At 69.1% G+C, this 21,592-nt stretch carries 28 protein-coding genes; 3 read left to right on the forward strand and 25 right to left on the reverse strand.

Going from position 1 to position 21,592, the window contains the following annotated elements:
* Positions 1-25: 25 nt before the first annotated feature.
* Complete coding sequence (locus QC282_RS09910; RefSeq protein WP_279548891.1) at positions 26-805, reverse strand: hypothetical protein; 780 nt, start codon at positions 803-805, stop codon at positions 26-28.
* A 321-nt stretch (positions 806-1,126) separates the two neighbouring features.
* On the opposite strand from QC282_RS09910, the gene coaA reads away from it, so the two are divergent.
* Positions 1,127-2,095 (forward strand): type I pantothenate kinase, encoded by a 969-nt coding sequence (gene coaA / locus QC282_RS09915; RefSeq protein WP_279548892.1) that lies wholly within the window; start codon positions 1,127-1,129, stop codon positions 2,093-2,095.
* Between the two features lie 19 nt (positions 2,096-2,114).
* Entirely contained in the window at positions 2,115-3,068 is a 954-nt protein-coding gene (locus tag QC282_RS09920) for a DUF389 domain-containing protein (RefSeq protein ID WP_279548893.1), read from the forward strand.
* A gap of 49 nt (positions 3,069-3,117) precedes the next feature.
* Here the strand turns inward: QC282_RS09920 and glmM are convergent, their stop codons facing one another.
* The 4 genes from glmM to QC282_RS09940 all read right to left on the reverse strand — a co-directional run bounded on the left by glmM (position 3,118) and on the right by QC282_RS09940 (position 7,176).
* Entirely contained in the window at positions 3,118-4,476 is a 1,359-nt protein-coding gene (glmM, locus tag QC282_RS09925; protein WP_279548894.1) for a phosphoglucosamine mutase, read from the reverse strand.
* 257 nt (positions 4,477-4,733) lie between these two features.
* The gene (rpsI, locus tag QC282_RS09930) at positions 4,734-5,246 is read right to left on the reverse strand and encodes a 30S ribosomal protein S9 (protein WP_279548895.1); all 513 of its coding nucleotides are present in this window, start codon (positions 5,244-5,246) and stop codon (positions 4,734-4,736) included.
* Between the two features lie 42 nt (positions 5,247-5,288).
* Entirely contained in the window at positions 5,289-5,732 is a 444-nt protein-coding gene (gene rplM, locus QC282_RS09935) for a 50S ribosomal protein L13 (RefSeq protein WP_030345455.1), read from the reverse strand.
* Between the two features lie 205 nt (positions 5,733-5,937).
* Positions 5,938-7,176: a glycosyltransferase 87 family protein gene (locus QC282_RS09940; protein ID WP_279548896.1), complete on the reverse strand. Its 1,239-nt coding sequence runs from the start codon at positions 7,174-7,176 to the stop codon at positions 5,938-5,940.
* 84 nt (positions 7,177-7,260) lie between these two features.
* On the opposite strand from QC282_RS09940, the gene QC282_RS09945 reads away from it, so the two are divergent.
* On the forward strand, positions 7,261-8,133 hold the full coding sequence (locus QC282_RS09945) for a hypothetical protein (RefSeq protein ID WP_279548897.1): 873 nt from the start codon (positions 7,261-7,263) through the stop codon (positions 8,131-8,133).
* Positions 8,134-8,270: 137 nt separating this feature from the next.
* Here QC282_RS09945 and truA read toward each other — a convergent pair whose 3' ends face one another.
* The 20 genes from truA to rplX all read right to left on the reverse strand — a co-directional run bounded on the left by truA (position 8,271) and on the right by rplX (position 21,592).
* Complete coding sequence (gene truA, locus QC282_RS09950; protein WP_279548898.1) at positions 8,271-9,137, reverse strand: tRNA pseudouridine(38-40) synthase TruA; 867 nt, start codon at positions 9,135-9,137, stop codon at positions 8,271-8,273.
* Positions 9,138-9,211: 74 nt separating this feature from the next.
* A complete protein-coding gene (locus QC282_RS09955) occupies positions 9,212-10,621 on the reverse strand; it encodes a hypothetical protein (protein WP_279548899.1) in 1,410 nt (469 codons plus the stop codon).
* Between the two features lie 178 nt (positions 10,622-10,799).
* Positions 10,800-11,324 carry a 50S ribosomal protein L17 gene (gene rplQ, locus QC282_RS09960; RefSeq protein WP_279548900.1) on the reverse strand — a complete coding sequence of 175 codons (525 nt, stop codon included), beginning with the start codon at positions 11,322-11,324 and terminating at the stop codon, positions 10,800-10,802.
* 178 nt (positions 11,325-11,502) lie between these two features.
* Positions 11,503-12,525, reverse strand: coding sequence for a DNA-directed RNA polymerase subunit alpha (locus tag QC282_RS09965; RefSeq protein WP_009715858.1), 1,023 nt, complete (start codon positions 12,523-12,525; stop codon positions 11,503-11,505).
* A 153-nt stretch (positions 12,526-12,678) separates the two neighbouring features.
* On the reverse strand, positions 12,679-13,083 hold the full coding sequence (gene rpsK / locus QC282_RS09970; protein WP_003956432.1) for a 30S ribosomal protein S11: 405 nt from the start codon (positions 13,081-13,083) through the stop codon (positions 12,679-12,681).
* A 66-nt stretch (positions 13,084-13,149) separates the two neighbouring features.
* Positions 13,150-13,530, reverse strand: a complete 381-nt coding sequence (rpsM, locus tag QC282_RS09975; protein WP_006130767.1) for a 30S ribosomal protein S13 — start codon at positions 13,528-13,530, stop codon at positions 13,150-13,152.
* 185 nt (positions 13,531-13,715) lie between these two features.
* Positions 13,716-13,829, reverse strand: coding sequence for a 50S ribosomal protein L36 (rpmJ, locus tag QC282_RS09980; RefSeq protein WP_003998809.1), 114 nt, complete (start codon positions 13,827-13,829; stop codon positions 13,716-13,718).
* A gap of 60 nt (positions 13,830-13,889) precedes the next feature.
* The gene (infA, locus tag QC282_RS09985; RefSeq protein WP_003948620.1) at positions 13,890-14,111 is read right to left on the reverse strand and encodes a translation initiation factor IF-1; all 222 of its coding nucleotides are present in this window, start codon (positions 14,109-14,111) and stop codon (positions 13,890-13,892) included.
* Positions 14,112-14,261: 150 nt separating this feature from the next.
* Positions 14,262-15,098 (reverse strand): type I methionyl aminopeptidase, encoded by an 837-nt coding sequence (gene map / locus QC282_RS09990; RefSeq protein WP_279548901.1) that lies wholly within the window; start codon positions 15,096-15,098, stop codon positions 14,262-14,264.
* Positions 15,099-15,233: 135 nt separating this feature from the next.
* The gene (locus QC282_RS09995) at positions 15,234-15,890 is read right to left on the reverse strand and encodes an adenylate kinase (RefSeq protein ID WP_279548902.1); all 657 of its coding nucleotides are present in this window, start codon (positions 15,888-15,890) and stop codon (positions 15,234-15,236) included.
* Complete coding sequence (gene secY / locus QC282_RS10000; RefSeq protein ID WP_279548903.1) at positions 15,890-17,203, reverse strand: preprotein translocase subunit SecY; 1,314 nt, start codon at positions 17,201-17,203, stop codon at positions 15,890-15,892. The genes QC282_RS09995 and secY overlap by 1 nt, the downstream gene beginning before the upstream one ends.
* A gap of 468 nt (positions 17,204-17,671) precedes the next feature.
* Complete coding sequence (rplO, locus tag QC282_RS10005) at positions 17,672-18,127, reverse strand: 50S ribosomal protein L15 (protein ID WP_279548904.1); 456 nt, start codon at positions 18,125-18,127, stop codon at positions 17,672-17,674.
* Between the two features lie 2 nt (positions 18,128-18,129).
* Entirely contained in the window at positions 18,130-18,312 is a 183-nt protein-coding gene (gene rpmD, locus QC282_RS10010; RefSeq protein ID WP_279548905.1) for a 50S ribosomal protein L30, read from the reverse strand.
* Positions 18,313-18,314: 2 nt separating this feature from the next.
* Positions 18,315-18,920 carry a 30S ribosomal protein S5 gene (gene rpsE, locus QC282_RS10015; RefSeq protein ID WP_003992370.1) on the reverse strand — a complete coding sequence of 202 codons (606 nt, stop codon included), beginning with the start codon at positions 18,918-18,920 and terminating at the stop codon, positions 18,315-18,317.
* Positions 18,921-18,961: 41 nt separating this feature from the next.
* On the reverse strand, positions 18,962-19,345 hold the full coding sequence (gene rplR, locus QC282_RS10020) for a 50S ribosomal protein L18 (protein ID WP_279548906.1): 384 nt from the start codon (positions 19,343-19,345) through the stop codon (positions 18,962-18,964).
* A 3-nt stretch (positions 19,346-19,348) separates the two neighbouring features.
* Positions 19,349-19,888: a 50S ribosomal protein L6 gene (gene rplF, locus QC282_RS10025; RefSeq protein ID WP_279548907.1), complete on the reverse strand. Its 540-nt coding sequence runs from the start codon at positions 19,886-19,888 to the stop codon at positions 19,349-19,351.
* A gap of 24 nt (positions 19,889-19,912) precedes the next feature.
* Positions 19,913-20,311 (reverse strand): 30S ribosomal protein S8, encoded by a 399-nt coding sequence (gene rpsH / locus QC282_RS10030; protein ID WP_003992367.1) that lies wholly within the window; start codon positions 20,309-20,311, stop codon positions 19,913-19,915.
* Positions 20,312-20,520: 209 nt separating this feature from the next.
* On the reverse strand, positions 20,521-20,706 hold the full coding sequence (locus QC282_RS10035) for a type Z 30S ribosomal protein S14 (RefSeq protein ID WP_003956452.1): 186 nt from the start codon (positions 20,704-20,706) through the stop codon (positions 20,521-20,523).
* Between the two features lie 5 nt (positions 20,707-20,711).
* The gene (gene rplE, locus QC282_RS10040; RefSeq protein WP_279548908.1) at positions 20,712-21,269 is read right to left on the reverse strand and encodes a 50S ribosomal protein L5; all 558 of its coding nucleotides are present in this window, start codon (positions 21,267-21,269) and stop codon (positions 20,712-20,714) included.
* Positions 21,269-21,592, reverse strand: coding sequence for a 50S ribosomal protein L24 (gene rplX / locus QC282_RS10045; protein WP_133919849.1), 324 nt, complete (start codon positions 21,590-21,592; stop codon positions 21,269-21,271). Before rplX ends, rplE begins: the two co-directional genes overlap by 1 nt.

The raw sequence follows: 21,592 nt of genomic DNA on the forward strand, positions 1-21,592 counted from the left end.
CACGTCAGGGCGTCGGAGAACCGCTTCAGCCGAGCTTGGCCACCTGCGCGTCCACGATCTCCGCCGGGAAGGCGAAGTCCTTGCCGGACGCGGCCGAGGCGAGGTTCACGGCCGGGAAGTACGCGACGGTGGCGCCCTTGCGGACGACGACGACCTTCATCGGGGCCTTCACGCCCTCCTCGGCTGCGATCGTCACCGTCACGGCCAGGCCCTCGTCCCCGCCCTTCGGCGCCCCGGTCGTGGCGACCGACAGGACCTTGGTCTCGGTGCCGTTGGCGGTGTAGGCGAAGCCGCCCGCGCACTTCTCGGCGGCCGTGGTCAGGTCCTTCATCGCCTTCTCGGCGCCGCCGTCCTCGTAGGAGGAGAGCGTCACGACGACCTTCTCGATGTTCAGGGCGGCCAGCACGCTGTCCTCGACGCTCGCACCCTCGGCGGGCTTCTTCGGCTCACTGACCCAGGAGCGCTTGGCGGTCGCGGCCGGCGTCCCGACGAACGTGCCCGCCTGGACGTACGCGAGCGGCGCGCAGGCCTCGTCGTCCGTCGTGACCTTGTCCTGCGCGATGTTGTCCGCCGCCGGCACCTTGGTGGTGACCTTGCCGCTCTTGACGTCGGCCTGCGCCAGGGCCGCCTTCTCCAGCTCGGCGGCGGTCAGCGCCTTGGCGGCGGCCGTCGTCTCCGGGGCCGCGGAGGAGCCGCCCTCGTCCTTGCCGTCGTCGCCGCTGCCGCCGCCGCAGGCGGTGACGAGCAGGGCGAGCGCGGCGGTGGACGCGGCGAGGGCGGCACGGCGAACGGCGGTGGATCTCACGTCGGGTTCTCTCTTTCGGATGCGCGGAGGCACGCGCTTTCGGATGCACGGAGCACGCGATGGCGTGCGGGGACACACGAAGGCGTGCGGGCCCTCCGCAAGGTGTCAGCGCACTCTATGCACAGGAACCTCACAAATGATCATGAGCCGCCCGACCCGGTACCCGACCGTGACGCCCCCGTGATCACCCCGCCCGCCACACCGCGAAAGCCCTCCGATCGGCGCCCGCACGCACCCGGCACCGCCCCGGCGTGACGCACCCCACCCTCCCCCCGGTTCAAACTCCGTTAACAATGGACTGTGATCTCTCCGGTCCCCTCGATGCCCCGGAGCGCCCACCGGCAGCGGCCGGAGGCGACTCCCTACGTCGACCTCACCCGAGCCGAGTGGAGCGCGTTGCGCAACAAGACGCCGCTGCCGCTGTCCGCGGAGGAGGTCGAGAAGCTGCGCGGCCTCGGCGACGTCATCGACCTCGACGAGGTGCGGGACATCTACCTGCCGCTGTCCCGGCTGCTGAATCTGTACGTCGGCGCCACGGACGGACTCCGAGGGGCGCTGAACACGTTCCTGGGCGAGCAGGGCTCCCAGTCGGGCACGCCCTTCGTGATAGGCGTCGCCGGATCGGTCGCGGTCGGCAAGTCCACCGTCGCCCGCCTCCTCCAGGCGCTGCTGTCCCGCTGGCCCGAGCACCCGCGCGTCGAGCTGGTGACGACCGACGGCTTCCTGCTGCCCACCAGCGAGCTCCAGGCCCGCGGCCTGATGTCGCGCAAGGGCTTCCCCGAGTCCTACGACCGCCGGGCCCTGACCCGCTTCGTCGCCGACATCAAGGCCGGGAAGGCCGAGGTGACGGCGCCCGTCTACTCGCACCTGATCTACGACATCGTCCCCGGCGAGAAGCTCGCCGTGCGCCGGCCCGACATCCTGATCGTCGAGGGCCTCAACGTCCTGCAGCCCGCCCTGCCCGGCAAGGACGGCCGCACCCGCGTCGGTCTCGCCGACTACTTCGACTTCAGCGTGTACGTCGACGCCCGCACCGAGGACATCGAGCGCTGGTACCTCAACCGGTTCAAGAAGCTGCGCGCGACCGCCTTCCAGGACCCGTCCTCGTACTTCCGCAAGTACACGCAGGTCTCCGAGGAGGAGGCCCTCGACTACGCGCGCACCATGTGGCGCACCATCAACAAGCCGAACCTCGTGGAGAACATCGCCCCCACCCGGGGCCGGGCCACCCTCGTGCTGCGCAAGGGCCCGGACCACACGGTGCAGAGACTGAGTCTGCGCAAGCTGTGAGCGCGGCTACGCTGCCGCCATGCTGCATCTGCGCCTGATCACTCCCGCCGACCGGACGGACGACGTGGTCCGCCTGATCGAGGACACGGTCGGCACCGCCCATGTCTGTGTGATGCCGGGTGCGGCCCGCAACCCCTCGGGGGACGTCGTGATGTGCGACGTGGCCCGCGAGGCGGGCGACGAACTCCTCCAGGAGCTGCGGGAGTTGGGGCTGGACAAGTCCGGTTCCATCGCCGTGGAGAACATCGACCTGTCGCTGTCGAGGCGCGCCGACCGGGCCGAGCACGAGGCGCCGGGCGAGGCAGCGGATGCGGTGCTGTGGGAGCAGCTCTCGGACGCGACGCACGAGGAGTCGACTCTTTCCGTCACCTACGTCGCCTTCATCACGCTGGCGACGATGATCGCGGCGTGCGGTGTGGTCCTCGACAACGCCATCCTGATCGTCGGCGCGATGGCGGTCGGACCCGAGTTCGGGCCGCTGGCCGGGATCTGCACGGCCGCCGTGCAGCGGGCACCGCGGCTCGCCGCGCGGTCGCTGATCGCGCTGCTGGCCGGTTTCGCCGCGGCGATGGCCGTGACGGTCGCCTTCAGCTGGTTCATGGACGGCGTCGGCCTGTTCACCGAGGCCAAGCTGGAGGCGGACCGCCCCAACACCGGGTTCGTGTACGCCCCGGACTGGTTCTCCTTCGTGGTGGCGATCCTCGCGGGAGCCGCCGGGACGCTGTCGCTGACCTCGGCGAAGTCCGGCGCGCTGGTCGGTGTGGCGATCTCCGTGACGACGGTCCCGGCCGCCGCGAACGCCGCCGTCGCCCTCAGCTACGGCGACGCGAAGCAGATGTGGGGCTCGACCGAGCAGCTCCTGCTCAACCTGCTCGCCATCATCCTCGCCGGCACCCTCACACTGCTGACCCAGAAGTGGCTCTGGGCCAAGCAGCACAAGCGCAGGCCGATACGCCCGCAGCACGTGGCCTAGGGCCTGGGACGACGCCTCGTTCCCGCGGCCCGACCCCGCCGGAGACGGACTAGCCGAGCGCCGACTTCACCGCGTCGGCCAGTCGGCTCGCCACCGAGCGGGCCTGGTCGATGTCGGCGGCCTCGACCATGACGCGGACCAGCGGTTCGGTGCCGGAGGGGCGCAGCAGCACCCGCCCCGTCGAGCCCAGCTCCCGCTCGGCCTCGACCACCGCGGCGGCGAGGTCGGCGGAGGTCCGCACGCGGGACTTGTCGACGTCCTTCACGTTGATCAGCACCTGCGGCAGCCGCTCCATGACGGACGCCAGCTCCCGGAGCGTCCGGCCGGACTCGGCGATCCGCGCGGCCAGCAGCAGGCCGGTGAGGGTGCCGTCGCCCGTGGTGGCGTGGTCGAGGACGATGACGTGCCCGGACTGCTCGCCGCCGAGGGCGAAGCCGTGCTCCTTCATCTCCTCCAGGACGTAGCGGTCGCCGACGGCGGTCTGCACGAGGGAGATGCCCTCGCGCTCCATGGCGAGCTTGAAGCCCAAGTTCGACATGACGGTGGCGACGACGGTCTCGGAGCGCAGCGCGCCACGCTCCCGCATCGCCAGCGCGAGCACGGCGAGGATCTGGTCGCCGTCGACCTCGGCGCCGGTGTGGTCCACGGCGAGGCAGCGGTCGGCGTCGCCGTCGTGGGCGATGCCGAGATCGGCGCCGTGCTCGACGACGGCGGCCGACAGCAGGCCGAGGTGGGTGGAGCCGCAGCCGTCGTTGATGTTGAGGCCGTCGGGCTCGGCGCCGATCGTGACGACCTCGGCGCCGGCCCGGGTGAAGGCCTCGGGCGAGACGCGGAAGGCGGCGCCGTGCGCCTCGTCCAGGACGATCTTCAGGCCGTCGAGCCGGTTGGGCAGCACGCCGACGAGGTGGGCGACGTACTGGTCGAGCCCTTCGTCGTAGTCGCGGACCCGGCCGACGCCCGCGCCGGTCGGGCGGTCCCAGGGGGCGCCGGTGCGGTGCTCCTCGTAGACGGCCTCGATGCGGTCCTCCAGCTCGTCGGCGAGTTTGTGGCCGCCGCGGGCGAAGAACTTGATGCCGTTGTCCGGCATGGCGTTGTGGCTGGCGGACAGCATGACGCCGAGGTCGGCGCCGAGCGCGCCGGTCAGGTGGGCGACCGCGGGCGTCGGCAGCACGCCGGCCTTGAGGACGTCGACGCCGGCGCTGGCGAGGCCGGCGACCACGGCGGCCTCCAGGAACTCCCCGGACGCGCGCGGATCACGTCCGACCACGGCGGTCGGCCGGTGCCCCTCGAACGTGCCCGCCTCGGCCAGCACGTGCGCCGCGGCGACGGAGAGGCCGAGCGCCATCTCCGCCGTCAGGTCCGCGTTGGCGACACCGCGCACGCCGTCCGTGCCGAAGAGTCGTCCCACTTGTCCTCCTGAGGAAGCGTCAGTTACGGGAAACCTGCCGGTGCGGCTCACGCAGGCGGCTCCCGCGGCCCGGGCCGTGATGCCGGTCCATGCCCGGTCATCCGAACACACAAGCCTTTGAGCGTCTTGTGCCGTTATACGCCCAACGGCCGTGATAAACGAACGCCCCGGCAGCACTGTGGCGTGCCGCCGGGGCGTTCGGAGTACGTACGAGCGAGCCGGTCCGACTCGTAGGACGTACGAGCAGGCAGCGGAGCTTAGCGCTTGCTGTACTGCGGAGCCTTGCGGGCCTTCTTCAGACCGGCCTTCTTCCGCTCGACCGCGCGGTCGTCGCGGCGCAGGAAGCCGGCCTTCTTCAGCGGACCGCGGTTGTTGTCGACGTCGGCCTCGTTGAGGGCGCGGGCGACACCGAGGCGCAGGGCACCGGCCTGGCCGGAGACACCGCCACCGGCGATGCGGGCGACGACGTCGTAACGGCCCTCCAGCTCGAGCACCTTGAAGGGCTCGTTGACTTCCTGCTGGTGCACCTTGTTCGGGAAGTAGTCCTCAAGGGTGCGGCCGTTGATCTTCCACTTGCCGGTGCCCGGGACGATCCGGACGCGGGCGATGGCGTTCTTGCGGCGGCCCAGGCCGGCGGCCGGCTGGGGCTCGCCGAAGCGGGAGGCCATGGACTCCGAGGTGTACTCGCCCTCGACGGGCACCTCGGACTCGGTGGTGTAGCTGTCGATGTCGATCTCTTCGAGCGGCTGCTCGGCAGTGGTCTCGGCCACGATTCTCCTCAGATTCTCTTCAGTCTTAGGGGGTGGCCGGACTTACTGCGCGACCTGGGTGATCTCGAACGGCACCGGCTGCTGCGCAGCGTGCGGGTGCTGGTCACCCTTGTAGACCTTCAGCTTCGAGAGCATCTGACGGCCCAGAGTGTTCTTGGGGAGCATGCCCTTGACGGCCTTCTCGATGGCCTTCTCGGGGTTCTTGTCGAGCAGCTCGTCGTAACGGACAGAGCGCAGACCACCCGGGTAGCCGGAGTGGCGGTACGCCATCTTCTGGGTCCGCTTGTTGCCGGAGAGGTGCACCTTGTCGGCGTTGATGATGATGACGAAGTCACCAGCGTCGACGTGCGGCGCGTAGATCGGCTTGTGCTTGCCCCGCAGAAGGGTGGCGGCGGTGGTGGCGAGACGGCCCAGGACAACGTCCTGAGCGTCGATGACGTGCCACTGGCGCGTCACATCGCCGGGCTTGGGGCTGTACGTACGCACGGTTCGTAGCCTTCGCTTCGAGTGAATGGTCCTGACAAGGTCACCGAAACGATCACGACAGCCTTGACCGCACGGCGGCGACGCATACCGCGTACATGGGGTCGCTGGTCATCGGCCCGGTGGACCGGTGTAAGGGCCCGTCCCGTGAGAATGAGCAAGCCAATACACAACGAACACGCAGGATAGCCGGGCTGCCCCGGACGGGTCAAAACGATCGATCCCGCCGAACGCCTGGCTCCTGCCTCTCCCAGGGTACGCGACCCGCACCCTCCGCCCGCCCCTCGCCCGGCCCGCCGGGCACCCCGGGCGCCGGGGGCGCGAGCGCGTGCCGCATGAGCGTGACCGCGAGGGCGCACAGCGTGAAGGCGTCCTTGAAGGCGCGCCGCTGCTCCCGCTCCAGATAGGGCCAGGTCAGCCCCGGCAGCTGCGGCACGAGGGCGAGCCAGAACCAGGGGACGCGGGCCACGGCCCCGGCGTACGGCAGCCCGGCGAGCAGCACCGGCACGACGACCACGAGGTAGTGGTCGTACGACGGCCGGGACACCAGGAACGCCGAGAGCATGAGGGTCGCGGCCGTCTCGGCGAGCCGCAGCGGGCCTGGGTCCGCGCGCCGCCAGCGCCGGTACGCGCACAGCACCCCGGCGCCGGCCGCCGCCAGCGCGAGCGCACCGGCGAGCGGCCGGGGCACGCCGAGCCGGGGCAGCACGGCGGCGGGCGAGGCCTCGTAGAGGCGGACGAAGCCGTCGTCGCCGCTGAGCAGGAACGGCAGGGTGCGGGTGAAGAAGCCCGCCGGGTCCGGCATCAGCAGCGCGGCCGACACGGACGCGACGGCGGGCAGCAGGACCAGCACGGCCAGCGCCCGCCACTGCCGCGCGAACAGGAACAGCAGCGCCAGCGGGGCCAGCAGCGGCTTCAGCGCCACGGCCGCGCCGACCACCGCGCCCGCCGCCACCCACCGGCCCCGGCCCGCCAGCAGCAGGCTCAGGGGCAGCGCGAGGGCGGCGGTCACCGTCCAGTTGCCCAGGTGCACCAGATGCCCGAACGGTGCGAAGCCCACCGCCAGGCCACCGAGACCCAGGGCGGCGAGGCGGCTGCGCAGCGGCACCTCGTGCAGGCGCAGGGCGCAGGCCCAGCCCAGCGCCAGGCAGCCGGTCACCGCGGGCGGCACCAGCACGCGCAGCACGTCCTGCGGCAGCAGGGCCTGCGGTACGGCGGCCAGGACCGCGCTCGGCAGGTACAGGAAGTGCGGGTCGTCGTAGGGGGAGCCGCCGTGGAGCCAGGTGTGGGCGGCCTCGACGACGATGGCGTTGTCCATCCCGCCGTCCACCCGCCATCGCACGGTCCGCGCGGCGAGCACGGCGAGCACGACGGCGAGCCCGGCCCACAGGTGCCATCCGGCAGGTCGCACCAACCACCCGGAGATGCCGCTTTTGTCTGTCCTCATTGGCAGAACGCTAAGGCCCGTCGGGCCCGTTGGGGCGGACCAGCACGCCCCGTGCCCCGTCGGGCCCCGTCTAAGATGCGCCCCATGAGCTTCGGGCAGGGGGGACCCCAGTCTCAGTGGGATCCCTGGAAACCACATTCTCAGCAGCCCTGGAACAGCGGCGGCGACACCCCGGACTGGGCGGCGCTCGCCGAGGCCTCCGAAGCCCGCGCCAAGCGGCGCCGGCTGCTGCTCATCGGCGGTGGCGCGCTCGCCACCGTCGCGATAGGCGCTGCCGTCGCGGTGGCCGTCGTCTCGGCGAACGGCGGCGACAAGCCGTCGGACGAGTCGGCCTCGCAGCTGCCCTCGGCCGACATCCCGAGCAAGAGCGCCGGGGCGCCGTCGTTCGACCCGACCACGGCACCTCCCCCGCTGGACCCGAAGGACTTCGTGTCCAGCGAGAAGAAGGACAAGGCGCCGCTCAGCCCCGACATCCTCTTCCCGGGCACGCAGCTCACCATGGCCGAGACCGTGTACAAGAAGGGCCCGACGGCGGACTCCCGGAACTGCTCGTCCGCGGCGCAGGGCACCCTGCCGAAGGTCCTCACGGCGAACGACTGCACCCGTCTGATGCGCGTCACCTACACCCGGGACGGCGTCGCCGTGACCGTCGGCGTCGCCGTCTTCGACACCGAGGCGCAGGCGCTGAAGGCGAAGAAGCAGGCCGACACCAAGAGCATCGTCCGCTCCCTGTCCGGCGGCGGCGTACAGCCGTTCTGCACGGGCGCGGTGTGCCGCTCGACCACCAACTCCTACGGCCGCTACGCCTACTTCACCATCGCCGGCTACACCAGCGGCAAGGACGTCACCGAGAAGAACACCGAGGTGTTCGCGTCCGGCGACGACCTGGCCGAGTTCGCCTTCCGCCAGATCCGCCGCCGCGGCGAGGCCCAGGCGTCGGCGGCGGCGAACGAGTAACCACGGCGGGTGGGTCGCACGACGCCGCCGCGACTCACAGCCGCTTGGCGCTGCGCAGGGTCTTCGCGCGGGAGCCGTGACACGTCTCACGGCCACCGGGCCCGGCCGCCGCTACGACAGCGGCGCCGCCATCGGCCTCAGCAGCAACCAGCCGTCGGCGGCACCGGCAGCGACCGCCTGTTCCGCGCCTCCTTGTTGCGCGCCGCCAGCAGCTCGTCCGCCGGATAGCCGACCTCCTCCAGCGTGAGCCCGTGCGGCCGTACGACGTGCACCGCCGAGTCCCGTACGCCCGCGGCGAGTACCTTGCCCGGCCAGTCCGGCGGGCGGTGGCCGTCGCCGACGAACAGCAGCGCCCCGATCAGCGAGCGCACCATGTTGTGGCAGAAGGCGTCGGCCCGCACGGTCGCCGTGACGATGCCGTCGTCGCCCCGCACCAGGCTGAGTTCCTGGAGCGTGCGGATGGTGGTCGCGCCGTCCCGCTTCTTGCAGTAGGCGGCGAAGTCGTGCTCGCCCAGCAGCCGTTCGGCCGCCTCGTTCATGGCGTCGACGTCGAGCGGCCAGTCGTGCCACAGGACGTGGCCCCGCAGCAGCGGGTCGACGCCGCCCGGGTTGTCGGTGACGCGGTAGGCGTAGCGCCGCCAGATCGCCGAGAAGCGGGCGTTGAAACCGGCCGGGGCCTCGGTGAGCGACCAGATCCGGACATCGCGCGGCAGCCGCCCGGCGAGCCGCTTCAGCAGCTTCTCCCGGTGCTCGGCCCACAGCCCGGCCGGCAGGTCCACATGGGCCACCTGCCCGCGCGCGTGCACCCCGGCGTCGGTCCGCCCGGCCACCGTCAGCTCGTACGTCGTGTCCCCGGACCGGGTCACGGTGCGCAGCGCGTCCTCGATCTCGCCCTGCACGGTCCTGCGCCCGCCGGCCTGCTTGGCCCACCCGGAGAACTCGGTCCCGTCGTACGAGAGGTCCATCCGCACCCGTACGAACCCGGGCTCCACCTCATCACTCACGCCTCGATCCTCTCACCGCGCACGACAAGGCGGGCCCACCCCCCTGCCGGGGAGGGGCCCGCCACGCCGTGCGATCAGCCCCTGCCCACCGGGTTCAGGACGATCTCCCCGGAGTCGTTCGCCGGGTTGCCCTCGTTGCGCATCGTGTACGGGAAGTACGCCCGGCCGGTCGCGCCCTTGATCACCTCGTCGACGCGGAGGCCGAAGGTGAAGGTGCTGGAGGCGTCCTCCCGGATGGGCGTGCCGATGAAGCACATGTAGCCGCCCTCCCAGCCGGGGCTGCACCCCTCGGGGACCGAGGTGACCGTGGTTCCCTGCGGCAGGTCCACCCGGAAGGAGACCGGCTCGCCGCCGGAGCGCAGCAGGGCCAGCCAGGCCGGACCGTGGTTCTGGAAGCCGACGTCCACCGACACCGTGGCACCCTGACGGGCCCGCAGCCGCTCACCGGTCAGGTCGAGGTCGAAGGTGTTCGTCGTCGGGAGGTCGAGCTCCGCGTACCGCGCGTAGTCGGCCGGGTCGGCGTCCGGCACCCGGACCAGTTCCAGCGCCACCCCGTCGCCCGCCCGGTAGTCGCCCTGGGCCAGCAGTTCCCGCGCCTGCTCGACGGGCATGGCGGTGAAGCTGTAGTGCAGCACGTCGTTGAGCGCGAAGTCGGCCGTGGCGACCGGGAAGGGGGTGCTCAGCCCGTACGCCGCGTCGCCCGCGAAGTCGCTGTCGAAGACGCAGATCGCCGAGGACTGGCCGAGCAGGTCGTCGGGGTCGTGCGGGTCGTACGAGCAGTTGCCGAAGTCGCCGGCGAAGGACAGGCCGCGGCTGCCGGAGATCCGCAGCACGACGCCGTGACCGCCGAGGCCGCCGACGTTGTGGAAGCCCAGCGGCGCCTGGAAGGTGCCCCCGGCCCGGAGGTCCGCCGGCTCGGCCAGCTGCTTCATGCGCAGCTCCGGCCCGCCGACCAGCACGTCCACGGTGTGCCCGGTGAAGTCGACGCCCTCGCCCTCGGCCGTGATCTCGATGCTGCCGAAGTCGCCGGCGGCGCTCTCGTCGGTCACGTCGAGGCGGATGCCGCCGAAGTCGTTGTAGTCACTGCCGGCGTAGATCTCGTAGCCGGCGCAGGTGGCGACCAGCCCGTCGACGGAGCACCCCGCGCCCGGGTCGAGCTGGGAGAAGTCCACCGACGCCGCCCCTGCCAGCGAGCGGGCGTCCACGGTGATCGTGTAGGAGCCCTGGTGGACCGGCCAGGTGACGCCGTTCTCGTCCGGCACCGGCTCGCCGGGCGCCCGGAGCCCCAGCTCGATCTGCGGCTCACCGGAATCACCCGACTCGCCGTTCTCCGGGTGCAGCGAGAGGTTCACGCTCTCGGGGCCGGTGACGGTGACGGGCAGCGGCGCCTCGTCGGCATGGGCGGGAACGGCGAGCGTGACGGCGGCCAGTGAGGCCAGCGCGAACGCGGAGATACTGCGCCGCGCGGCGGCGAGAGAAGGCATGGGACCCCCCGTGCAGGTGGAACAGGCGGAAAAACAGCGGGACATGGCGCGCGTCAGGTGCGCACCGCAGCCTTTGACCCTTGAACCAGCTGGAGGGTTGCCCCGAGTTGCCCACTGTTCCCCCACAGGCGAAAGGCCCGCCCCCCGAAGGGAGCGGGCCCGTCACGACGCTGAAGCGTCAGGCGTCCTTGGCGTCGTCACCAGCCGCGTCCGCGGCGGGCTCGGCGGGAGCCTCGGCAGCCTCGTCGGACTTGGCCTCGGCGGCCTCGTCCTTCTTGAGGGCGTCTTCCTTGACCGCGCGCTTCGTCGCGGCCTCGGCCTCGCCGACCGCGTTCTGCTGCACCGTCAGCGCCTCGACCAGCTCGATGACAGCCATGGGCGCGTTGTCGCCACGGCGGTTACCGATCTTGGTGATGCGGGTGTAACCACCCGGACGGTTCTCGTAGCGCGGGCCGATCTCGGTGAAGAGCGTGTGGACGATGCTCTTGTCCGTGATCACCTGGAGCACCTGACGGCGGTTGTGAAGGTCGCCCTTCTTCGCCTTGGTGACCAGACGCTCGGCGTACGGACGCAGCTTGCGCGCCTTCGCCTCGGTGGTGGTGATGCGGCCGTGCTCGAACAGCGACTTCGCGAGGTTCGCGAGCATCAGCTTCTCGTGCGCGGCGCTGCCGCCCAGACGGGCACCCTTGGTGGGCTTCGGCATGGTGTTTCTCCTAGGTGTCTGCCCCGGCCGTATCAGGTACCGGAGTCAGTATCCGAGCAGGCGGCTGCCTGTCGGAGATCCGGGAATCCCCCGAAGGGGCGACCCGGAAGGGGCGCGGGGAACTGCGCGATCAAGCACAGCCCGCCCGCACCCGAGTACGGACCGAACGGCCCGACTCTCAGTACTGCTCGGTCTCCACGAAGCCCGCGTCCGCGTCGTCGTCGGCGCCGAAGGCGTCCGCCGCGGCGGTCGGGTCGAACCCGGGAGGCGAGTCCTTCAGCGCGAGACCCATGCCGGCGAGCTTGGCCTTGACCTCGTCGATGGACTTCGCACCGAAGTTGCGGATGTCGAGCAGGTCGGCCTCGGAGCGGGCGACGAGCTCACCCACGGAGTGGATGCCCTCACGCTTGAGGCAGTTGTACGACCGGACGGTGAGCTCCAGCTCCTCGATCGGCAGGGCCAGATCGGCGGCCAGGGCGGCGTCCGTCGGCGACGGGCCCATGTCGATGCCCTCGGCGTCGACGTTGAGCTCGCGGGCCAGACCGAACAGCTCGACCAGGGTCTTGCCCGCCGACGCCATGGCGTCGCGCGGGCGCATGGCCTGCTTGGTCTCGACGTCGACGATCAGCTTGTCGAAGTCGGTGCGCTGCTCGACACGGGTCGCCTCGACCTTGTACGTGACCTTGAGAACCGGCGAGTAGATCGAGTCGACCGGGATACGGCCGATCTCCTGGCCCACCTGCTTGTTCTGCACGGCGGAGACGTAACCGCGGCCGCGCTCGACCGTCAGCTCCATCTCCAGCTTGCCCTTGCCGTTGAGCGTGGCGAGGACGAGGTCGGGGTTGTGCACCTCGACACCGGCCGGGGGCGCGATGTCGGCGGCGGTGACCAGACCCGGGCCCTGCTTGCGCAGGTACATCACGACCGGCTCGTCGTGCTCCGAGGAGACGACCAGCTGCTTGATGTTGAGGATCAGGTCGGTGACGTCCTCCTTGACGCCCGGCACGGTGGTGAACTCGTGCAGGACGCCGTCGATGCGGATGCTGGTGACAGCGGCACCGGGGATCGACGACAGGAGGGTGCGGCGGAGGGAGTTGCCGAGGGTGTAGCCGAAGCCCGGCTCCAGCGGCTCGATCACGAACCGGGAGCGGAACTCGTCGACGACCTCTTCGGTCAACGAGGGACGCTGAGCGATCAGCATGTGTGGATCAGATCCTTCTTTCGTGGACGCCCGCTATTTGACGCCCGACGGAAACCGCACCCGTGAAAAGTGCGGGTAATGCAAGGATACGGGCGGCACAGCCCCTTTACGGTGCCGTACCGCCCGAAACCACAGCCTGTGACGCGACGTGCGTCAGACGCGGCGGCGCTTCGGCGGACGGCAGCCGTTGTGCGGGGTCGGCGTGACGTCCTGGATCGAGCCGACCTCCAGGCCGGTGGCCTGCAGGGAGCGGATCGCGGTCTCACGACCGGAGCCCGGACCCTTGACGAAGACGTCGACCTTGCGCATGCCGTGCTCCTGCGCGCGACGGGCGGCCGACTCGGCGGCCATCTGCGCGGCGAACGGCGTGGACTTGCGGGAGCCCTTGAAGCCGACGTGGCCGGCGGAGGCCCAGGAGATCACGTTGCCGGACGGGTCCGTGATCGAGACGATCGTGTTGTTGAACGTGCTCTTGATGTGCGCGTGGCCGTGAGCGACGTTCTTCTTTTCCTTGCGGCGCACCTTCTTGGCAGCGCCCTGACGACCCTTGGGGGGCATCTATATCTCCTACGGGAGGTGGTCGGTCCTACAGCGAAGACCGCTGGACGGCGAGTCCGCTGCGGACTACTTCTTGCCCGGCTTCTTCTTGCCGGCGATGGCGCGACGCGGGCCCTTGCGGGTACGGGCGTTCGTGCTGGTGCGCTGACCGCGGACGGGCAGACCGCGACGGTGACGCAGACCCTGGTAGGTACCGATCTCGACCTTGCGGCGGATGTCGGCCTGGATCTCGCGACGGAGGTCACCCTCGGTCTTGATGTTGTTGTCGACGTACTCGCGGATCGCGACGAGCTGCTCTTCGGTGAGGTCGCGAACACGGGTGTTCGGGTCCACGCCGGTGGCAGCGAGCGTCTGCTGCGAGAGAGTCCGGCCGATGCCGAACACGTAGGTGAGGGCGATCTCCACGCGCTTTTCGCGCGGGATGTCAACACCGGAAACGCGTGCCATTCAATGGCTCCAGTTTGATCTTCGGAGGTCTTCCACAGAACCGGCTCCCAGCCGCCGTACTAGGTACGAACTGGGTCCCCGGCCTCCGAACCGGGGGTGTCGAGCCGTGCGGCTCGGGTTCTGCGTATGAACAATTCAGCTCGCGTCGCGCGAATCTCTGCGAAGGCAGAGGGTGCGGTCGTGCGTCAGCCCTGGCGCTGCTTGTGGCGCGGGTTCTCGCAGATGACCATGACCCGGCCGTGACGGCGGATCACCCTGCACTTGTCGCAGATCTTCTTGACGCTCGGCTTGACCTTCATGGGGTGAGGTTCTCCGGGTCAGTTGCCGGCAACCCCGCTGACGCGGGGCCTGGGCAAGATCTACTTGTAGCGGTAGACGATCCGGCCACGCGTCAGGTCGTACGGAGACAGCTCCACCACGACCCGGTCGTCAGGGAGGATACGGATGTAGTGCATACGCATCTTGCCGCTGATGTGTGCCAGGACCTGGTGGCCGTTCTGGAGCTCGACCTTGAACATGGCGTTCGGAAGAGACTCGACGACAGTGCCCTCGATCTCGATGGCACCTTGCTTCTTGGCCACGCTTCGCCCTTCGAATCGACTACCTTGATCGACTCTTGGCGCACCCCCGAGGTCCATGCGGACATGCGGGTACACAAGAGCCGACGAGTTAGTCTACGTCAGGGCTCCCGGAAACACGAATCGGGGAAGCCTGCCCCACGCCCGTGATCGTTAACCGAGCGGATCGGGAGCGGCCGTCACGCCGTACTCGGCGAGCTTGGCCCGGCCGCCGTCCGGGGCGGTCAGGACCAGCGGGCCCTCCTCGGTCAGGGCGACGGAGTGCTCCCAGTGCGAGGACCAGGTGCCGTCGGTCGTGACGACCGTCCAGTCGTCCTCCAGGACGACGGTCTTCGGTGTGCCGAGGGACACCATCGGCTCGATCGCGAGGCAGAAGCCCGGGACCAGCTTGGGGCCCTTGCCGCGCCGGCGGTCGACGTAGTTCAGCAGGTGCGGGTCCATGTGCATCTCGGTGCCGATGCCGTGGCCGCCGTAGTCCTCGACGATGCCGTACTTGCCGCCGCCCGGCTTCGGCTGGCGGCGGATGTACGTCTCGATGGCACGGGAGATGTCGACGAGCCGGTTGCCCTGCTTCATGGCCGCGATGCCCGCCCACATCGACTCCTCGGTCACCCGGGAGAGCGCGACCAGCTCCGGAGCGTGGCCGGAGCCCACGAAGGCCGTGTAGGCGGCGTCGCCGTGCCAGCCGTCGATGATCGCGCCGCAGTCGATGGAGATGATGTCGCCGTCCTTGAGGACGACGTCGTCGGACGGGATGCCGTGCACGACGACCTCGTTCACGGACGTGCAGATGGTCGCCGGGAAGCCGCCGTACCCGAGGAAGTTCGACTTGGCGTTGTGCTCGGCGAGCACCTTGCGGGCGACCTGGTCCAGGTCCTTGGTGGTGGCGCCGGGCACCGCGGCCTCACGGGTGGCCGCGTGGATGGCGGCGACGACCAGCCCCGCCTCGCGCATCTTGGCGATCTGCTCGGGGCTCTTGATCTGCACCATGGGTGACGAGGGCCTTTCTGGACCGGAAGAAGGAACGCTTCCAACGATAAGGGGCGCGCGGCCCGCCCGGCCCGCCCGCCCACAGCACAGCCGCGGCCCCCGAGGGGAACCGCGGCTGCGTCACCTGCGTGGGGACTACGCGTCGTCCCGCTTCAGCGCCTCCAGCGCCCGCCCCGTGACCTCGTCGACCGCGCCCATCGCGGAGATGGTCACGACCAGCCCCTGCGACTTGTAGTAGTCGATGATCGGCTCGGTCTGCGTGTGGTAGACCTCCAGCCGCTTGCGCACGGTCTCCTCGGAGTCGTCGTCGCGCTGGTACAGCTCGCCGCCGCACACGTCGCAGACGCCTTCCTGGGCAGGCTTGTTGTACGTCACGTGGAAGACGTGCGCCGACTCGTTGCGGCACACCCGGCGGCCGGCGATCCGCTTGACGACCTCCTCCTCGGGGGCCTCCAGGTCGAGCACGGCGTCCAGCTTGATGCCCTCGGACTCGAGCAGCTCGTCGAGCGCCTCGGCCTGGGAGACGTTGCGCGGGAAACCGTCCAGCAGGAAGCCGTTCTCGGCGTCCGGCTGCTCCATGCGGTCCTTGGCCATCGCGATCGTGACCTCGTCCGGCACGAGGTTGCCGGCGTCCATGTAGGACTTCGCGAGCTTCCCGAGCTCCGTCTGCTGGCTGATGTTCGCGCGGAACAGGTCGCCCGTGGAGATGTGCGGTACGCGCAGCGTCTCAGCGAGGCGCGTGGCCTGCGTTCCCTTACCGGCGCCCGGCGGCCCGACGAGGACGATTCGCATCAGCGGAGGAACCCTTCGTAATTGCGCTGCTGAAGCTGGCTCTCGATCTGCTTCACCGTCTCAAGGCCCACACCCACGATGATCAGGATGCTGGTGCCGCCGAACGGGAAGTTCTGGTTTGCCCCGAAACCAGCCAACGCCATTGTCGGAACGAGAGCGATCAGCCCCAAGTACAGCGAACCCGGCCAGGTGATCCGGTTGAGTACGAAGCTGAGGTACTCAGCGGTCGGTCGGCCAGCCCGGATGCCCGGGATGAAGCCACCATACTTCTTCATGTTGTCCGCGACTTCTTCGGGGTTGAACGTGATGGCCACGTAGAAGAAGGCGAAGAAAACGATCAGGAGGAAGTACAGCGCGATGTGCGCCGGCGCCGCCGTGTCGGCCAAGTTCGTCCGGATCCAGGTCGCCCAGCCCGCGGTCGAGTTGGTGAACTGGACGATCAGCGCCGGGATGTAGAGCAGCGACGAGGCGAAGATCACTGGGATGATGCCCGCCTGGTTGACCTTCAGCGGAATGTACGTCGAGGTGCCGCCGTAGGACCGGCGGCCGATCATGCGCTTCGCGTACTGGACCGGAATGCGGCGCTGGGCCTGCTCGACGAAGACCACCAGGCCGATCATCACCAGACCGACGGCGCAGACGGTGCCGAACTCGATCCAGCCGCCCGCCAGGTCGCCCTGCTTCTTGATGGCCCACAGCGCGGACGGGAAGGTCGCGGCGATCGAGATGAACATCAGGATCGACATGCCGTTGCCGATGCCGCGGTCGGTGATCAGCTCACCGAGCCACATGACCAGGGCCGTACCGGCGGTCATGGTGACGACCATGACGATCGTGGTGAAGATCGCGCGGTCCGGGACGATCTGGCTCGCGACCGTGCAGCCCTGGAACAGGGCGCCGCTGCGGGCGGTGGCGACGAGGCCGGTGCCCTGCAGGACGGCGAGCGCGACCGTCAGGTAGCGCGTGTACTGCGTGATCTTCGCCGTGCCGGACTGGCCCTCCTTCTTGAGGGCTTCCAGGCGCGGGATGACCACGGTCAGCAGCTGCAGGATGATGCTCGCCGTGATGTACGGCATGATGCCGAGCGCGAACACCGTGATCTGGAGCAGGGCGCCGCCGCTGAACATGTTGACCAGGCCGAACAGGCCCTGGTTGCCGGACGCCTGGTCCACACACTCCTGAACGCTCTTGTAGTCCACACCGGGGATCGGGATGTGCGTACCGATCCGGTACAGCACGATGATGCCGAGCGTGAAGAGCAGCTTCTTGCGCAGGTCGGGCGTCTTGAACGCCCGGGCGAACGCGGTGAGCACGGTGCCTCCTGCGACCCCCGCGTTCGCTACGCGAGAGGTGACGGTATGTTGTGCGAGGGACGGATGTCTCAGTTCCTGTGTCCTGTCTGACGACAGGCCATCAGGGAGACTAACAGTGCCGACTACCCTACGCGGAGCCCGCACCGGTAAGAAACCGCCTCGTCGGCCACCTCGGCAGGGTCGGTACGCCCGCTCCGCGCCATCTGCGCCGTTGCGTCCCCGCCCCGAACGCCGCCCCGCGCCGCGTTCCGCGCCTCCCCGTGAGTCTTCCCACCGCCGTACGACACGTGCCCGCGGGCGTCCCTGAGCGGCTCCCCGCCCTTCCCGTGCCCACGAGTTCGTGCGGCCGCCGTACAGCGGGCTCAGCGGCCCTCCACGACCGTTCGCCCCCACGCACACCCACGCACGGCAAAAGGCCGGGAATCCCCCAGAGGGAACTCCCGGCCTTCGCCGTGTGGGTCAGCCGGCTCAGACGAGCTCGGTGACGGTGCCACCGGCAGCGGTGATCTTCTCCTTGGCGGAGCCGGAGACGGCGTCGACCGTCACCTGCAGCGCCACGGTGATCTCACCCTGACCGAGCACCTTCACGAGGCTGTTCTTGCGAACGGCGCCCTTGGCGACCAGGTCCTCGACCGTGACCTCGCCACCCTGCGGGTAGAGCGCGGCCAGCTTGTCCAGGTTCACGACCTGGAACTCGGTCTTGAACGGGTTCTTGAAGCCCTTCAGCTTCGGGAGACGCATGTGGAGGGGCATCTGGCCACCCTCGAAGCGCTCCGGAACCTGGTAGCGGGCCTTCGTGCCCTTGGTACCACGACCGGCCGTCTTACCCTTCGACGCCTCACCACGACCGACACGGGTCTTGGCGGTCTTGGCGCCCGGGGCGGGACGGAGGTTGTGGATCTTGAGCGGGTTGTTCTCCGCCATGATCAGTCGACCTCCTCGACCGTCACGAGGTGACGGACATGGCGAACCATGCCGCGGAACTCGGGGCGGTCCTCCTTGACGACCACGTCGTTGATCCCCTTGAGACCAAGCGAACGCAGCGTGTCACGGTGGTTCTGCTTGCTGCCGATGTAGGACTTGACCTGCGTGATCTTGAGCTGCGCCATGATTACGCACCCGCCCCGGCACGCGCACGCAGCAGAGCCGCGGGAGCGACGTCCTCGAGCGGCAGACCACGGCGGGCCGCGATCTCCTCGGGACGCTGCAGGCCCTTCAGGGCCGCCACGGTGGCGTGCACGATGTTGATGGCGTTGTCGGAGCCGAGCGACTTCGACAGGACGTCGTGGATACCGGCGCACTCGAGCACGGCACGCACCGGACCACCGGCGATAACACCGGTACCGGGCGACGCGGGCTTGAGCAGCACGACGCCGGCAGCCTTCTCACCCTGGATGGGGTGCGGGATGGTGCCCTGGATACGGGGGACCTTGAAGAAGTGCTTCTTGGCCTCCTCAACGCCCTTGGCGATGGCGGCCGGCACCTCCTTGGCCTTGCCGTAACCGACACCCACGGTGCCGTCACCGTCGCCCACCACGACCAGCGCGGTGAAGCTGAAGCGACGACCACCCTTCACAACCTTGGCGACGCGGTTGATCGCGACTACGCGCTCAACGTACGCGGTCTTCTCGGCGGCAGCAGCGCCGCCGTCACGGCCCTTCCGGTCCCGCCGCTCGCCGCCACCGGCACCGCCACCGCGGCGCTGGGGTCCAGCCATTGGAATTACCTCTCTCTGTTTCCGCTAGCTACGGAACCGGCTCAGAACTTGAGCCCGGCTTCGCGGGCGGCGTCCGCCAGGGCGGCGATGCGCCCCGCGTACTGGTTGCCACCACGGTCGAACACGACTGCCTCGACACCGGCGGCCTTGGCACGCTCGGCGACCAGGGCGCCGACCTGCTTGGCCTGCGAGGACTTGTCGCCCTCGCCACCGCGGATCGAGCTGTCCAGCGTGGACGCCGATGCCAGGGTGTGACCCTTCAGGTCGTCGATCACCTGCGCCACGATGTGGCGGTTGGAGCGGGTCACGACCAGACGGGGACGCTCGGCGGTACCCGAGACCTTCTTGCGGATCCGGATGTGACGACGCTTGATAGCAGCACGCTTGTAGGCGTCGCCCTTGAGGATCTTCTGCCCGTATGCCATGGCTTACTTACCCGCCTTTCCGACCTTGCGGCGGATGACTTCGCCCTCGTACTTGACGCCCTTGGCCTTGTACGGGTCGGGCTTGCGCAGCTTGCGGATGTTGGCCGCAACCTCGCCGACCTTCTGCTTGTCGATGCCCTCGACCGAGAAACGGGTGGGGGCCTCCACCTTGAAGGTGATGCCCTCGGGGGCCTCGATGAGGATCGGGTGGCTGTAGCCCAGGGAGAACTCCAGGTTGGAGCCCTTGGCCTGGACGCGGTAGCCGACACCGCTGATCTCGAGCTTCTTGACGTATCCCTGGGTCACACCGGTGATCATGTTCGCCACCAGCGTGCGGGACAGGCCGTGGAGGGCCTTGTTCTGACGCTCGTCGTTGGGGCGCGTGACGTTGAGAATGCCGTCCTCGCCCTTAACGATCTCGATCGGCGCGGCAACGGTGTGGGTCAGCTCGCCCTTGGGGCCCTTGACCTTGACCGTACGGCCATCGATGGTGACGTCCACGCCGGCGGGAACCGGGATGGGGAGCTTGCCGATACGCGACATTGCTGTCTCTCCTCCGTTCCCGAGTTACCAGACGTAGGCGAGGACTTCCCCACCCACGCCCTTCTTCTGCGCCTGCTTGTCGGTCAGCAGCCCGTGCGACGTGGAGATGATCGCCACGCCCAGACCGCCCAGGACCTTGGGCAGGTTGGTGGACTTCGCGTACACCCGGAGACCGGGCTTGGAGATCCGCTTGATGCCCGCGATGGAGCGCTCACGGTTGGGGCCGAACTTCAGCTCCAGGACGAGGTTCTTGCCGACCTCGGCGTCCTCGACCTTCCAGCCCGTGATGAAGCCCTCCTGCTGGAGGATCTCCGCGATGTGCGACTTGATCTTCGAGTGCGGCATCGCCACGGAGTCGTGGTACGCCGAGTTCGCGTTCCGCAGACGCGTAAGCATGTCTGCGATCGGATCAGTCATGGTCATGAATTGGCCTTCGGCCTCTCTCGCCGGGGTTTCCTGGTGCGCCATCCCTCTCCCCGATCCGAGACGGGACGGGTGCGGCGCGGTGGACCTACGGCGTAGTAAGTCGTACGGCACGGCAGGTGCCCAACCCCACAAGCCTAAGCCATGCGGGGTGGGCCTCCTGCCGTCCCATTGCTTACCGAGAGCCCTGGGAGTCCGGAATTACCGGATTACCAGGAGCTCTTGGTCACGCCCGGCAGCTCGCCACGGTGAGCCATCTCACGAAGGCACACGCGGCACAGGCCGAACTTGCGGTACACGGAGTGCGGACGACCGCAGCGCTGGCAGCGGGTGTACGCGCGCACGCCGAACTTGGGCTTGCGAGCAGCCTTCGCGATGAGAGCCTTCTTCGCCATCTCGCTCACGCCTCCTTGAACGGGAAGCCGAGGTGACGGAGAAGGGCGCGGCCCTCTTCGTCGTTGGTCGCCGTGGTGACCACGGTGATGTCCATACCCCGGACACGGTCGATCTTGTCCTGGTCGATCTCGTGGAACATGACCTGCTCCGTGAGACCGAAGGTGTAGTTGCCACGGCCGTCGAACTGCTTGGGGGACAGACCGCGGAAGTCGCGGATGCGCGGCAGCGCGAGCGACAGGGTGCGGTCGAGGAACTCCCACATGCGGTCGCCACGGAGCGTGACGTGGGCACCGATCGGCTGACCCTCACGCAGCTTGAACTGCGCGATGGACTTGCGGGCCTTGGTGACGGCCGGCTTCTGACCGGTGATCGTGGTGAGGTCCTTGATGGCACCCTCGATCAGCTTGGAGTCGCGGGCGGCGTCGCCCACACCCATGTTGACCACGATCTTGACGAGGCCGGGAACCTGCATGACGTTCTCGTAGGAGAACTCCTCACGCAGCTTGCCCGCGATCTCCTCGCGGTACTTCGTCTTCAGACGCGGAGTGGTGGTGGTCGTCATCAGATGTCCTCACCCGTCCGCTTGGCAACGCGGATCTTGTTGCCTTCGTCGTCGAAGCGGTAACCGACGCGGGTCACGACCTTCTGACCGTCCTTCTCCACGACGAGCTGAACGTTGCTCACGTGAATGGGGGCCTCGGTGGTGACGATGCCGCCGGCCTGCGAACCACGAGCCGTGGGACCGGCCTTGGTGTGCTTCTTGACCCGGTTGACACCCTCGACCAGGACACGGTCCTCGCGGGGGAAGGCCGCGATGACCTTGCCCTGCTTGCCCTTGTCCTTGCCGGTGATGACCTGGACCAGGTCGCCCTTCTTGATCTTCAT

Origin of the sequence: Streptomyces sp. DH24 (assembly GCF_029813775.1) — a bacterium.
In the GTDB taxonomy this organism is placed as follows: domain Bacteria; phylum Actinomycetota; class Actinomycetes; order Streptomycetales; family Streptomycetaceae; genus Streptomyces.